Origin of the sequence: Pseudoalteromonas sp. C2R02 (assembly GCF_018860845.1) — a bacterium.
Taxonomy (GTDB): domain Bacteria; phylum Pseudomonadota; class Gammaproteobacteria; order Enterobacterales; family Alteromonadaceae; genus Pseudoalteromonas.
In genome coordinates, this window is sequence record NZ_JAHKQC010000011.1 from 41,323 (window position 1) to 56,195 (window position 14,873).

General features: G+C 34.4%; 13 protein-coding genes. 4 read left to right on the forward strand and 9 right to left on the reverse strand.

Going from position 1 to position 14,873, the window contains the following annotated elements:
* Positions 1 to 17: 17 nt before the first annotated feature.
* Complete coding sequence (locus KO527_RS02300; RefSeq protein WP_216038766.1) at positions 18 to 1,028, reverse strand: helix-turn-helix domain-containing protein; 1,011 nt, start codon at positions 1,026 to 1,028, stop codon at positions 18 to 20.
* Between the two features lie 130 nt (positions 1,029 to 1,158).
* Between KO527_RS02300 and KO527_RS02305 the strand changes: the two genes are divergently transcribed.
* Positions 1,159 to 3,054, forward strand: coding sequence for a beta-ketoacyl synthase (locus tag KO527_RS02305; RefSeq protein ID WP_216038767.1), 1,896 nt, complete (start codon positions 1,159 to 1,161; stop codon positions 3,052 to 3,054).
* A gap of 66 nt (positions 3,055 to 3,120) precedes the next feature.
* Here KO527_RS02305 and KO527_RS02310 read toward each other — a convergent pair whose 3' ends face one another.
* The 6 genes from KO527_RS02310 to KO527_RS02335 all read right to left on the reverse strand — a co-directional run bounded on the left by KO527_RS02310 (position 3,121) and on the right by KO527_RS02335 (position 9,438).
* Positions 3,121 to 3,648: a hypothetical protein gene (locus KO527_RS02310; RefSeq protein ID WP_216038768.1), complete on the reverse strand. Its 528-nt coding sequence runs from the start codon at positions 3,646 to 3,648 to the stop codon at positions 3,121 to 3,123.
* A 178-nt stretch (positions 3,649 to 3,826) separates the two neighbouring features.
* Positions 3,827 to 4,216 (reverse strand): hypothetical protein, encoded by a 390-nt coding sequence (locus tag KO527_RS02315; RefSeq protein WP_216038769.1) that lies wholly within the window; start codon positions 4,214 to 4,216, stop codon positions 3,827 to 3,829.
* A gap of 354 nt (positions 4,217 to 4,570) precedes the next feature.
* Positions 4,571 to 5,107, reverse strand: coding sequence for an SRPBCC family protein (locus tag KO527_RS02320; RefSeq protein ID WP_216038770.1), 537 nt, complete (start codon positions 5,105 to 5,107; stop codon positions 4,571 to 4,573).
* Between the two features lie 149 nt (positions 5,108 to 5,256).
* On the reverse strand, positions 5,257 to 6,354 hold the full coding sequence (locus tag KO527_RS02325) for a cytochrome-c peroxidase (RefSeq protein WP_216038771.1): 1,098 nt from the start codon (positions 6,352 to 6,354) through the stop codon (positions 5,257 to 5,259).
* 166 nt (positions 6,355 to 6,520) lie between these two features.
* Positions 6,521 to 8,539, reverse strand: a complete 2,019-nt coding sequence (locus KO527_RS02330; protein ID WP_216038772.1) for a methyl-accepting chemotaxis protein — start codon at positions 8,537 to 8,539, stop codon at positions 6,521 to 6,523.
* A 200-nt stretch (positions 8,540 to 8,739) separates the two neighbouring features.
* Positions 8,740 to 9,438 (reverse strand): transporter substrate-binding domain-containing protein, encoded by a 699-nt coding sequence (locus KO527_RS02335; protein WP_216038773.1) that lies wholly within the window; start codon positions 9,436 to 9,438, stop codon positions 8,740 to 8,742.
* Between the two features lie 150 nt (positions 9,439 to 9,588).
* Here KO527_RS02335 and KO527_RS02340 point away from each other — a divergent pair, with 150 nt between their 5' ends.
* On the forward strand, positions 9,589 to 10,695 hold the full coding sequence (locus KO527_RS02340) for a c-type cytochrome (RefSeq protein WP_216038774.1): 1,107 nt from the start codon (positions 9,589 to 9,591) through the stop codon (positions 10,693 to 10,695).
* Positions 10,696 to 10,732: 37 nt separating this feature from the next.
* Here KO527_RS02340 and KO527_RS02345 read toward each other — a convergent pair whose 3' ends face one another.
* A complete protein-coding gene (locus tag KO527_RS02345; RefSeq protein ID WP_216038775.1) occupies positions 10,733 to 11,548 on the reverse strand; it encodes a transporter substrate-binding domain-containing protein in 816 nt (271 codons plus the stop codon).
* Positions 11,549 to 11,551: 3 nt separating this feature from the next.
* Positions 11,552 to 11,728, reverse strand: a complete 177-nt coding sequence (locus KO527_RS02350; protein ID WP_216038776.1) for a hypothetical protein — start codon at positions 11,726 to 11,728, stop codon at positions 11,552 to 11,554.
* Positions 11,729 to 12,070: 342 nt separating this feature from the next.
* Here KO527_RS02350 and KO527_RS02355 point away from each other — a divergent pair, with 342 nt between their 5' ends.
* The gene (locus KO527_RS02355) at positions 12,071 to 12,958 is read left to right on the forward strand and encodes a LysR substrate-binding domain-containing protein (RefSeq protein ID WP_216038777.1); all 888 of its coding nucleotides are present in this window, start codon (positions 12,071 to 12,073) and stop codon (positions 12,956 to 12,958) included.
* Positions 12,959 to 13,122: 164 nt separating this feature from the next.
* Entirely contained in the window at positions 13,123 to 14,727 is a 1,605-nt protein-coding gene (locus KO527_RS02360) for an ABC-F family ATPase (RefSeq protein ID WP_216038809.1), read from the forward strand.
* The last annotated feature ends 146 nt before the right edge of the window (positions 14,728 to 14,873 follow it).

Genomic DNA, 14,873 nt, shown 5'->3' on the forward strand with positions numbered 1-14,873 from the left:
AACTCTCTATTAATTACTCAACTAAATAATTTTTTACGCACTAAGCCACGATATTCTTTGGGTGTTTGCCCTAAATGTTTTTTAAAAACTCGTGTTAAATAACCCTGATCGCTATACCCTACTTCAAATGAAATCTCTTGAATTGATAAATTGCTTGATGAGAGTAAATCTTTTGCTGATTCGATTCGTACTTGTTGCCAATAATCAGTCGCTTTTGTGCCGGTCGCTGCTTTAAAACGACGTGTAAAAGACCGCTGACTCATATTAAACTGTGCTGCAACTTCATTTAAATCTAAGGTAGATGATAAGTTTGTACGCATCCAAAACTGTATTTGTGCAATTAATTCATCAGGATGCCTATCTGCAGCGCCTTCTAAATATCGCTGCTCTTCATAAGGTTTTCTGATCTCATGAGAAAAGTTTCTTTCAACATGTTGTGCAGCTTCTCGGCCATAATATTGATGGATAATATGTACAATAATATCTGCTAATGAATTTAAACTGGCTGCACAATATATACGCTCTGACTGTGTAATAAAAAAGTCAGGTTTTAGGTCTACTTCAGGGTAATCACGTCTAAATTGCTCTGCATAGTGCCAATGTGTTGTTGCAGGTAAGCCATTTAATAATCCTGACTCTGCTAAAAAGCAATTACCGGTACCCACACCAATTAATGTACTGCCGCCCGCCCATAAGTTATTTAACCAAGAGATGAGCTTTGGGTGTTTTCTTAAAACAGGTCTCGGATTACGCCAAATACTCGGTACAATAATTAACTCTGCCATATCAGCTGATTCGGGCGTGTTATCAGCCATAATATTAATACCCGCTCTTGATTTTATGGGTTGTAAATCTTCACCAACAAGCTCGATACTCAGTGATTTACCATTTTTATCATGACTAAGCGCAAAAGCTTCTCCTGCACGCAGCATTTCAACCGGTAAAGTAAGACTGGTTGCCAGCATATGCTGATAAACCAATAAAGAAACTTTGATCTTATTGGATATTTTATTATTTAAATTGGGCATATTAATCCCTAGCATTACATTTTGGCCATTATATCCTTATTTTTGGCTTCTTTGTTATAAAAAACTTTTTGAAAGCAACTTAAACTGTATACATATTAAAAACAGATTATTACACGTTAAAAGGTTTCTCATGATAGCTTTACCTCTTATTGTTGGCATGGGCGGAATAAATGCCGCAGGCCGAACTTCTTTTCATCAAGGCTACCAACGCATTGTAATAGAAAAATTAAATCAAGAATTACGTCGTGAAACTTTTGTTGGTCTTGCTACTTTAATGAATTTAGTAAGCTATCAGAATGATCAATTAGTAGATGCTGATGGCCAAGCAATTGCACCTAGTGAAATAGAAGAAAAACTAGGGCAACAGATTTTAGATGGCACTTTGATCCGAAAAATTGAAAAAAATCATTTTGATGTTGATGCAACCCATTGGCAGCAAAAAATGACTTTAAGCCCTTCTGGCGAGACTATCGTTTTTGAAACAAGCAAACGTAAACTGCCTGCTCCATTACCACGTACTTGGCAAATTACAGAGCTTGAAGCGGGCAAAGTAAAAGTAGAGATCCCTGGCGATTTAGACATTACTCACGACGGTTACCGCGACAACCCAATTAAAGCAGCTGGACAGTTTCCGACAGGATTTGAACCTGCAAATATGTATAACAGTCGTTACCAACCGCGCGGTTTACAAGCAACGATATTTGGCGCAACTGATGCGATCCGTTCATTAGGTATGGAATGGCAAACAGTTGTTGATAAAATTGGACCGGATCAAATTGGTACTTACTCAGCGTCTGTTGCTGGGCAATTACAAGAAGAAGGCTTTGCAGGTTTAATGAAAAGTCGTATGCGTGGTGGCCGTGTTTCAACTAAAAATTTAGCCTTAGGCCTAAATACCATGTCTACCGATTTCATCAATGCATATGTAACAGGTAACGTTGGTACAACTTTCACTGCATCTGGTGCGTGTGCTACTTTTTTATATAACCTACGCGCTGCTGTTCAAGATATCCAAACAGGTAAAATTCGTGTCGCTGTAGTTGGTAGTGCTGAAACGCCGATCACGCAAGAGATTATCGAAGGTTTTGGTAACATGAGCGCGTTGGCAAACGAAGAAGGTCTTAAAAAATTAGATAACAGTGATACAGCTGATCATCGCCGTACGAGCCGCCCATTTGGCCAAAACTGTGGTTTTACAATTGGTGAAGGCGCACAGTTTGTTGTATTAATGGATGATGCATTAACACTAGAATTAGGCGCTAGAGTACTTGGCTCAGTAGCTGACGTATTTATTAATGCTGATGGTATTAAAAAATCAATTACAGCACCTGGTCCAGGTAACTACATAACTATGGCTAAATCTGTTGCCCTTGCACAAAATGTACTAGGTAAAGAAGCAGTCACTGAACGTAGCTTTATTTTAGCCCATGGTTCAAGCACGCCGCAAAACCGCGTAACTGAATCTCTAATTTATGATCGTATCGGTAAAAGCTTTGCAATCAATAACTGGCCTGTCGCTGCACCAAAAGCATTTGTTGGCCATACAATTGGGCCTGCAAGTGGTGACCAAATGGCTATGGCTTTAGGTATATTTGAGCACAACATCATGCCGGGTATTACAACAATTGATAAAGTAGCTGACGATGTATATGCAGAACAATTAGATATCAGAACTGAACATTATGAATGTCAGCCAATGGATATTGCCTTTATCAACTCTAAAGGATTTGGCGGAAATAACGCGACTGCAACGGTACTTTCACCTAAAGTAAGTTTAGAAATGGTAGCAAAACGTCATGGTGATGAAGCAATGGCGAGTTACCAAGAAAAGTTAACCGTTGTTGAAGCTGCGCAACAAGCTTATAAAACGCAAATAAATAATGGTGAGTACGATCTGATTTATAAATTCGGCGAAGGTTTAATTGATGAAAATGAAATCAATATCACCGAAACTGAAATGACTTTACCAGGCTTTGCTAATCCTATTGAGCTAAGCCAAGAAAACCCTTTTAAAGATATGGTTTAAGCAAATTATATCATCTCCAAAAGGCGCTCATTGAGCGCCTTTTTTATTTGTTTTTTATAACCGTAGTTAATTCGAAACAAGATCATCTAAATACCACTGTTCACTCATACTCTTAAGGTCTTGCATCTGCTTACTTAGTACGCCTAACGCTCCTCCAGTCCAAGTAGAAAACGCCTTTTTGCCTTCCGGTTTATACAGGTTTTCAGGCATAGTTCTGACTGTATACATTGGATTCTGTATGCCATATTCTTTCCCTAGATTCTTAAAGTAATCTCCATTCATGAAGAACTTCTGAGTACCTTTATATGAAAGAATAACTTTACTGTAACTATTACCCTTAATACCTTGAGCGTATTGCATTAACACCCGTATGACGTCCATTTGTGAATTAGTAGAAGGAATCCCCTGGATATCAATAATCAAAACATTAGGGTTAAGTAGAAACTGATTGTAAATATATATATCTACACCTTTATTCCTCTTGTCTTTCGATACTATATTATTGAAATTATTCTGCTTAAACCAGAATGATGAACCTAGTACGGAAATGAATATCACTGCGATTATCAATATTTTCTTCATTATCTCATTCAAATAGAAAGCCTCAAGAAATAAACAGAGCCTTATTGATTTATAGTTCGTATTAAATGTTTATAAATGTAATCAAGTGAGCTAAAGTATGTATTGTTCTATAAGTTCTTCAGTAGTTTCCTTGAGTTCTTACATAGCTTTTCAGCTACAGCTATATACCGATAAAAAAACAGACACTCTCCTATTTACTTACTGGCTCATTATTTATTGCGCTTGTAGCTTGTTCTCTAGTGATGAGTTTCCTTGAGTAAAGTTTGTTAATTTCATTAATTCGAGCATTTTTAGAGATTTTTCTTTTTAAATAACGCTTATTAATTGAATCAATCTCAGTAGCTCCTTTTCTAATGTCTATATACTTATCATTACTTGAGTTTGATTTCTTGGTTGTCTGAGATTTTTTGACTGGAGGCTTAGAACCGTATAGCTCGTTATAAGCTTTGGTTTGACGATTTACACAATATTTAACCATCACATAATCTGTACCCCACTTCTTTTCACAATCGCTTAATATAGATGCATTCGCACCAAATGAATGCAAAAATAAAGTTAATATGGTTAATATACTTTTCATAATATTCCTTACAATAAAATCTATTTATTCAGGTGTGGAAGTAAGGCAGCAGCTTTGTTAATCCAACACTTTGACATTTATAACTGTGATATTTTAATAGCTAAACAGCTACAACACCACCCCTATAACTTCAATATAAATCAGATAGTTACTTTTAATCAGAGGGGAAATTATAATAAAATATTATGAGGCACAGTGTGAACAAGTGTTAATCTGGTAGTTGGTTATGTAATTATACTTTTATAACTCAGGAAAGATTATGCTAAAAAGCTAAAGTTTTAACTATACTTATAAAAAATGCCGTTCTGCTTTGAACGGCATTTTTATAATGTATTGCAAACATTATAATGCCAGTTATTGCCTTTCTTGAATCACTTTTAGATTATCTAATCCTTCTTGTAAGTCATCACCTATGGTTTTTTCAAAGTCGATAAATAAAAACATTAAATTCATTGGATAATCCATATGACCGCTAAAACCCCATTTAACTTTAGTGGTATTATTATCAACAGATTCTGTGATCATATAAGCGGGTTCAGTGGCTTCAAATGGCTTTATAAAACGTAACTCAAAATCAATACGTTTACCCTCTTCTATTGCTTTTATTTCTTGCTCACCTGTGCCGACTTCTTCATGTGTTGAATCCCAAGCAGAAACAAAACCGATTGTGCCATCAATGCCACGATAAGTTTTAGTCATATTAGGGTCTATATTGGCCCATTTACTAAATTCATTTTGATTTTTTAAATATTTAACATATTGGAATACTCTGTCTTTTGGTTGATTGATCACAATTTCACGTTCAACATCATAGCTATTATGAACAAACAGAGCTGTTATAAATGGAGTAGCAAGTATTAAAAAAAGTGCGATTGATATATTTCGGAGCATATTAACAAACCTATTGTTTTTCTTATAATTAGGTCAGTTTGGCGCAAACATCAGTTTATTTCAAATTAAGCGTTGATTATTCGGTTAAAAAATAAAAAGCACTGAAAAAATCAGTACTTTTTATCGTATGACTGGTTATAAAAGTAAATTTATTGGTTTATATCGCCGCCTACAGGTAAACCACTTGGTACTCTTGCTGGGATATGAGAATAAACAGAAGCATCTAATGTGCGTAAGAAAATTTCTAAACCGGTAAAATCATCTTCACCAACACTCACACCGATATCATCTCTATCTTCATAAATACTAATTGCCCTCGCTAATGTATCGCGAGAACCATCTTGCATATAAGGTGCTGTTTTAGTGATATTTCTAAGTGATGGTGTACGTACTGCATCAAGTGAATCTATTATTTTCTCATCTTCTCTAATCAAATTATCAGCTAACATAGGGCCACTATGGCACGTGACACAACCACCATCAATAAAGGTATTTAAACCTATAATTTCTGTTTCGCTAAAAGCATCTGTTTGACCATTTAAGAATTTATCAAAACGAGAATTTGATGTCGTAATTTTTCGCTGAAAAGTAGCTAGTGCTTTAGCTATATTTTTTTCATTAATTACTTCTTTATTAATAGATTCTTCATTAGCAAAAGCTTGCTCAAATAAATCAACATATTCATCGTTTGCAGACAATCGATTTATCACTTCTGTCATAATTTCATCTTCATGAAAATTATAACCTAGCATTTCAATTTTATTTTTAATTGGACCTATCGCTTGCTCTTCTAATGTATCAGCACGTAAATCCCAGAAGTATGGTCCAGAAGTAAAATTATCTGTATTAGTATCTACACTTATTCCTGTAAATGCCACGTTCATCACTGTAGGAGAATGAATAGGTGTCACTTCATCACCATGCCTGTCAGGCCCTAGACCTATACCATCTGAACCGATTGAAAACGCTCGCCCATCAGCCCAGCCAAATTTAGGGTGATGACAAGATGCACAAGACACATTTTGATTGCCAGATAAAATCGGATCCCAAAAAAGCAATTCACCTAAATCAGACTTTTCTTTTGAATATGGGTTATTTTCGGGGTAAATAGCTTGCTCTGGTAAAGCTGTAAAGAATCCTGAATAATCGCGTATGCTAGTGTCATCATTTAAACCTTCATCGCCGCCGCAGCCAACCAATATTGAAAGCACACTTCCTACAGTTAATAGTTTATATATTTTTTTCATGACATCACCACTTTTAAATTCAACTTTTAATGTCATTAAAAATAACTGAAGTCATGTCCTTAAAATGTCTAAGCAAGATTATTAAGTGTTACTGACCAAATTTAAAGTAAAAAACCTGCATAACTTCCATTATGCAGGTTTTAAATATATAAATACGATTTAAAAATTAATTCACTTTAAACTGATTTAAATTATGTAATAACGCCTGACTCTCATCTTTTAATTCACCACAAGCTGAGTTTGATTCATTCATCAGCTCAGATGTACTGGTTGAAAAGTCTTTCGTTGTTACGATGTTTCTTGAAATATCATCTAATACAATCGATTGCTGTGATGTACCTTCAGCTATTTGTAAAGATTGTGATTGAATATTTTCAACTTCTACTGTTAACTTGGTTAGCTGTTGATGAATATTTTTCGCATCTTCAACACTTTGTTCTGCATGTTGTCGATTATCCACCATAACGGTTAATACTTGTTTAGTATTTTCTCTTAAGGTATTAATTATACTTTGTATATTATGCGTTGAGTCTTGCGTTTGTTTAGCCAAAGTACGTACTTCATCGGCAACAACTGCAAAACCACGGCCATGATCGCCCGCTCGAGCTGCTTCAATTGCCGCATTTAAGGCTAGTAAGTTTGTTTGATCTGCGATACTGCCTATCACGTCTAATACTTCACCAATTTTATCTGAATTTACATTTAGCTCAGTCACTAGAGTTTCACTTTCTCTAAAACTGTTAGCTAAGGTATTGATTTGCTGATCTGCTTTAGTAACTAGCTCCATACCTATACTTACTTGATTTTGAACTTCAATGGTTGCTTGACTAGAATTTTCAGCGTTAGAAGAGATCTCATTTACCGCTTGTGAAAGCTCAGTTGTTGCAGTTGCGATCATATCTAATTCTGCATTTTGACTTTGTACAGCATCATCAGCTTGTTCCATCATAGATTGCAAACGCTCACTTGATTCTGAAACTTGAGATGATACGTTTAAACTCTCTTTGACAACATGATTTACATTCGATACAAATTCATTAAACATTTGAGCGAGTTTACCAATCTCATTATTGTCTTTGACCACAAGACGCTGTGTTAAATCACCATCTCCGTTAACAATACGTGCCATGGCATCTGAAATCTCATGTAATGGTGTTAAGCCTAATTTAATTAAAAAAGATAATAATAATCCAAGTGTAACAATTAAAATAATTGTAAAAGTAATCAACTGTAAAGTTGTATCAACTATAGGTTCATCAATTTTTTCTTGAGGGTACATTAGCGCTAAACGCCAATCCATTTGTGGTTTTGTTGATTCAATTTTAATTAAGGCTAATAACTGTGGTTCTCCATCAAATATGACTTGATGAAAAGATAGTTTTTTGTTTTCTTTTTTTAGGTTATAAAAGCCTGAGTTTGTTTCTTCTTGCTCAATGAAATCAAGTGTTCGCTGTTTTTTATCTAACTGAACACCTTCAGGTAAAGTAATTAATTGCCCATTATCCTGAAATAAAAATGCATTACCTAAATCATTAAATTTTGCATTTTCTTTTATTTGATGTTGTATCGTTTCTAACTTTAAATCAATGCCAGCAATTGCAATTAATTTACCAGAATCTGAATAAACAGGTTTACTCAATGCTGCAGATACCACCTTTGATCGGCTATCTTCAAAAGGTTCATTTACTACCCCTTGGTTAGCTTGCGTAGTTTTTATCCACCAAGGCACCTCTTTAATACTAGAAGTCATATACTCTCTAGGAATACGACCGTTTTCATCCCAATACTCACCTGTCGTCATTGGCGAATAAAATATACTCGTAATTTCGTCTTCACTATCAACTATTTGTTTTAAATATTTATTTACAGAGTTATATTCTGTATTACCATCAATTTCTTCCCAAGGTATTTCTCGGGTTTCTATCCAACTTTTAACGCTAGGCGCTTCAAATGCAGTTTCTAACACTTTATAACGGCTTAAAAACAATTGCTCTATATTAGAAGCTTCTGTTTCTACAACTCTTGCTAGACTGCTTTGAGTTTTTAACGTGGTTTCATCTGATAATCTGTTGATTATAATAATTGATATAACTAATAAAATGAGCGAAACAATACTACATACACTCAAGACTAATCGCCTAGTCATAGATAACTTAAATAAAGGTGAACTTTTATTTTCTAACATTTACTACAAGCCTTTTAGGTTCAAACATAGAGGGTATTCGGTCTATAAAAACCCGAAATATTATATCATTTTGAGAATGGAGAAATACCTTAGAAATGTTATTAAACATATATAAAATATATTTAATACCGACGAGAGGTAATAGTTGCGCAAAAGGGGTTTCAAGAGTTTTTTGCTCAGGAAATATCTTCTATCAGTGCTTAATTAATACCATGCAAATTATTTTTGAGTTTTTCTATTAAAACGGGATCTGTATTGAGGTTCGTTGCTAAATAAAGGTGATAATTCAATTTAGGAATATCAAACTCAGAAACTAGCTGATGTGCATCGTACCCTTTTAATACAGCCATTTCTTTTAACAGAGTAATATCAACAATAAAGCTGTCAATTTTCTCAGAATATAAAAGCTCAAGTAATAAAGGTAATTCACTTACCACGATAAAATTGTCATTCTTTATAAAACCATTTTTTATTAAATAGTTATAAGTAGCATCAGCACGAATAACTCCTGTTTTATAATTTTTAGCATCTTCAGGGTTGTTAATGCTTACATCCGTACGTGACTTTAATTTAGCCCAACTTAACTTCAGAGTGTATATCTTACCTATCCAAATAAAATTTTCTTCTCGTTCAGCGGTTCTCACTAAAGGATAAATAAATATATTTTTTTGAGTGAGTGCCGTTTGATAGGCTCTAGCCCAAGGGAGTATTTTTATATCAGCTTTAAAGTTAGAATTTTTGGTAACTTGATTAATAAATGCCGTTGTTTTACCAACTACTTTACCCTTGTCAATATATTGTAATGGAGGTGCATTTTCTGTGACAAATTCTAATACCCGAGCTGATACACAACTAATAGAAAAGAGACAAAAAAATACAGATATTTGATAAAAATACATATAAGTACCTAAGCGTTTAATGCTTAATTAATCATAGCACTTCATAAAGAACATATTCATTTGTTACCAGCTGTTTCAAAAAGCAATATCACATTGATAATACAGATAAAGCCCAGTAACCTTAATTATCAGCTAACAATAAAGATTATTATGACGATAATAAAAAAACTAATTTTAATACTCTCTGGGCTTATCATACTGCTGCCCCACTCCATTTTAGCGCAACAAAGTGAATACGACACTTTACCACCGCCACGTAAACTCACTACTTCACAAGCAAAAGTCGCTGAAAAAAACTATCAAAAATATTGTGCTTTATGTCATGGCGCCGACCGACAAGGTCATGTAAATGATCATGCACCTTCACTACGTAGTAAAAGCTTATTTGAATCAGGCGTACCTCATGCGATTTTGCGACCTATGCAATATGGCCGTGTTGACACTGCTATGGGAGGCTATCTTGATGAAGTGGGCGGTCCAATGACTTTAGATGAAACCTGGGATTTAACTTACTGGCTATTTGAAAAAGCGGGCTATCAAAGACTCAGACTTTCAACAAACCCTGTTCATGGCAATATAATAAGAGGTGAGCAAGTTTATCAAAAAGAATGTGCTAGCTGTCATGGTATTAAAGGTGAAGGGATCACCGGTCCTGCTTTAGGCAATCAGTCGGCGCTTGCCCATAATACCGATGACTTTATCAGGCATGCTATTCGCTATGGTCGCCAAGATACACCCATGCAGCCCTATAAAGATAAGTTATCATCAGATGATATCAATAACATCACTGCATTTTTAAGAAGTAAAGCCAGTGGTTGGAAAATGGAAAAAACCGTATTAAAAGCATTTCCGACACCTGATAAATATGTAATAAATAAACAAGGAGATGATCCTAACTTTAACCTTGCTGATGGCATGTTTGTATCTTCTGATGATTTAAATACAGCACTTAACAATAAAAATAAAATGGTATTGCTTGATACTCGAGTTCCTTCTGTTTGGCAAACAGCCCATATCGCAGGCTCTATCCCTTTTCCTTATTACGCTGACTTAGATGAAACTGTAGAGGGCATTCCAAAGGACGTACAAATTGTAGCCTATTGTTCGTGCCCTCGTGCTGCTGCAGAGCACACAATTAGTAAACTCCGAAGGAAAGGTTATACCCGTACAGCTGTTTTATGGGAAGGCATATTTGGTTGGATGCAAATGGGCTACCCTGTGATGCGCGGTGATATTGAAGATATAGAGGAAAAGTAATTTTTTTAAAAAAGCTGAGAATTCAATTCTTAGCTTTTTATTTTATATAGCGATTTAAAATTTCCTTAACCTCGCCTGTGTTTTTCAATTTAATTAAAGCTAAATTCATACGTTTTATAAAATCAGCTTTTGTTTCAAGTTGACTAAACCCTTTTGCATAACCAATATATGCTTGCTGTTCCATAATCAACATTGATGCCTGTATATCATCAAAATTTAATAATGCATTTTGTTGTTTCATTCGCTTAAATTGCCATAAAGTCGATAACTTATCATTTATATAGCAATCTATTCTTTTTGATAATAATTTTAGAATATTAGCGCTCGTATTTTTATTTTCCCAAATTTTAACTGAGCCTAATTTAGCTGCATTTGTTATTTTATCTCCTAAAATTAAAAAACCGGCATTAACTCCAATATTTAAAGCTGGTATTTTGAGTTTTTTATCTAAATATTTATTAATATCAATGTCTTTATTACAAAATGCAATAACACTTTCAATCATTAAAGGTTCTGAATAAGGCGTAATAAATGGCCGTTCCTCTAGATGTTTATATGGTGGTAATACACCCATTACGTGGCCTAATTCAACTTCAAAAATAGCTCTTTTCCATGGCATAGGAATTAATTCTATTTGATAGAATGGCATTAACTCTTGTGCTGCAAGTAATACCATTTCCACATAAATCCCCTCCAATTTATCATCTTTTAAATAAGAATAAGGGGGATAGGCATTATCAACTACTATTGAAACCTTTGGCCTATTTATTTCATTCGCATTCAAAGGACTTAAAAATAAGGCAAAAAACACAATCACTTTAAATATAAGTTGGTAAAAATATTTATTAAACACGATCTATAAATGCCATTGACGTAAAAAGTTAAACACAAAGAAAAGAGATAAATATGCACAATCTGTTTCAATTTTTGTATGTGATTTAAATTCAGGAATGCTATTTTCATTAGCTAAAAAAACACCTACTTTCACTTTTAAAGTCCCCAAAAAAACTAAATCAAGCTTACTGATATCCATAACCCTTCCTGAGCATACTGCCATATATACATAAGTTTAGACTATAATATTAATACTCTTTTAAACTAATATCATCAATCTCCTTCTAACTCTTTTATTTTAAATAACGCGATATGTTAATTATTAATAGTTCACGCTAATTTTAAACAACTGCTTTGCGATTGTGCTAGGCCACAATCCCAGTAGATAAATTAGTTTAAATACGTTAAAAGTTTTCATAAGCACAATACTCATAACACTAAAGGTTGACCATATGATAATTGTAGAGGCATACTTAAATTAATAATATTTGAACATATTAAGATAAAGTTCAATATAATTTAACCCACTTAGGTAAACCAAATGAATATCGCATTAAGACAATTAAACATTTTTAAAATGGTTGCCCAAGAAAAATCCATTACATTAGCTGCTAAAAAGTTATTTTTAACTAAGCCCGCTGTTAGCATGGCTTTAAATGAGTTAGAAAACCAACTAGGACATAAGCTATTCGACCGCCATAATAATCGCCTACTCATTAATGAATTTGGGTTAAAGCTACAACCATTAGCCGATGAACTACTTGACCGAACTCAAGATATAGAGAGCTTATTTGATGAACATACCAGTTTAACTGGACAATTAAAAATTGGCGCCAGTGATACTATAGGTAATCAAGTTGTGCCCTATTTATTAAAAGATTTCAGACTTGAAACCCGACATACAAAACAAAACCTTACCATATCAAATAGCACTGATATTTATGAGAAACTCGCTAAATTTGAACTTGATATTGCATTAGTTGAAGGTAGAGCTAAATATGACAACTTATCGATAATACCTTGGTTATCAGACGAAATGTGCATTGTATGCGCATCTGATTCACCACTTGCTAGTATAGTGATCAAAAAAATCAAGGATTTAGAAAGCCAAGATTGGATTTTTAGAGAAGAAGGCTCGGGCACTAAACATTATTTTATGCACTTTTTAGAACCAGAACTAAAAAACTGGCGTATCGCATTTCAGCTTACCAATACCGAGGCCATAATCAACAGTGTTGCTGCAGGATTAGGTATTGCCTGTTTATCAAAACTGGCCGTGGCGCATGCAGTAAAAGACAAACGACTCATAATGCTCAACTTGCCTAAAAAACAAACTCGACAATATTATTTAGTGCATCACAAAGAAAAATATATATCGCCTTTATTACAAAAATTTATTGCGTTTACTAAAGATTGGAGAAGAGAATAAATAACAATTAAATGTGATGATTAAACAATGTAATACATTAAACTGCCTACTTTAATATTGAATAAAATCCCCACGACAAGCCTATTTCATGTATAATACGCGGCCTTAAATAGTGAGTGAATAATAACCACTTGTTATAAAAATCAATTTTGGAGTAACTGGTTATCATCCAGACTAATAACATCACAATGCAATTTGGTGCTGAGCCTTTGTTTGAAAACATTTCAGCTAAATTTGGTAACGGTAACCGCTATGGCTTAATTGGCGCCAATGGTTGCGGTAAATCAACATTTATGAAAATCCTAAGCGGTGTACTTGCACCAAGCGCAGGTAATGTTTCAATCACACCAGGTTTAAAAGTGGGTACTTTAAGTCAAGACCAGTTTGCTTTTGAAGAATATTCTGTTATTGATGCTGTGATCATGGGTGATAATGCCCTATGGGAAATAAAACAAGAGCGTGAGCGTATTTATTCTTTACCAGAAATGAGTGAAGAAGATGGTATGGCAGTTGCAGAGCTTGAAAGCCAATTTGCAGAAATGGATGGTTACACAGCCGAAAGCCGTGCAGGACAAATTTTACTAGATGCAGGTATTGAAGAAGAGCTGCATTTTGGTTTAATGCAACAAGTGGCACCGGGTTGGAAGTTACGCGTATTACTTGCACAAGCATTATTCTCAAATCCTGATATTTTATTACTTGATGAACCAACAAATAACCTTGATATTCATACTATCAACTGGTTAGCAGGTGAGTTAAATCAGCGTAAATGTACCATGATCATCATTTCGCATGATAGACACTTCTTAAACTCTGTATGTACACATATGGCTGATATTGATTATGGTGAATTACGTATTTATCCAGGTAACTACGAAAAGTTCATTGAAGCTTCGAGCCTAATTCAAGAGCAATTACTTGCAGAGAACGCTAAGAAAAGCGCTGAAATTAATGAGTTACAAGACTTCGTAAATCGTTTTGGTGCCAATGCTTCAAAAGCAAAACAAGCGAGTTCTCGTGCTAAAAAGATGGATAAAATTAAACTTGATGAAGTTAAATCTTCAAGTCGTTTAAAGCCTTCTTTAAGTTTTGATCCAGGTAAAACCATGTATCGCTCTGCTCTTATCTTAGAAGAGTTTGGCCATGGTTTTGATGGTGAAACTTTATTCCAAAACGGTGATTTAATATTAGAAGCCGGTGCAAAATTAGCAATCATTGGTGAAAACGGTGTTGGTAAAACAACAATGCTACGTTGTTTAGTTAATGAACTTAAACAAAATCATGGTGTTATTAAGTGGTCAGAAAATGCTTCTGTTGGCTACTGCCCTCAAGATAGTTCAGCTGATTTCGACAATGATTTAAGTATATTTGATTGGATCTCACAATGGCGCACAACTAAACATGATGATTTAGCAGTACGTGGTATTTTAGGTCGTTTATTATTTACTGCAGATGATGCAAATAAAAAAGCACGTAATTGTTCTGGTGGTGAGAAAAACCGCTTATTGTTTGGTAAATTAATGATGCAAGATATCAATGTATTAGTAATGGATGAGCCAACTAACCACATGGATATGGAAGCAATTGAAGCATTAAATAATGCGCTAAAAGTTTACGAAGGTACTTTAATTTTTGTAAGCCATGACCGTGAATTTGTATCATCACTCGCTACGCGAATTATTGATATTAATGACAAACAAGTGATCGATTTCCAAGGTACATTTGACGAGTACATGGCTAATTTAGCACTCACTCAGGAAGTTGCTTAAAACATTTTGGTGAGTACATGTCTCATTTAGTGCTCATTCAAGAAGTCCCTGAATTACTTATTTAGCTACGTAAATCCTAACGTAGCTTCTTTTTACTTTCCAGCCATCCGAGATCAATCCTTCAATTCCTTTTAAATACCCTAAAT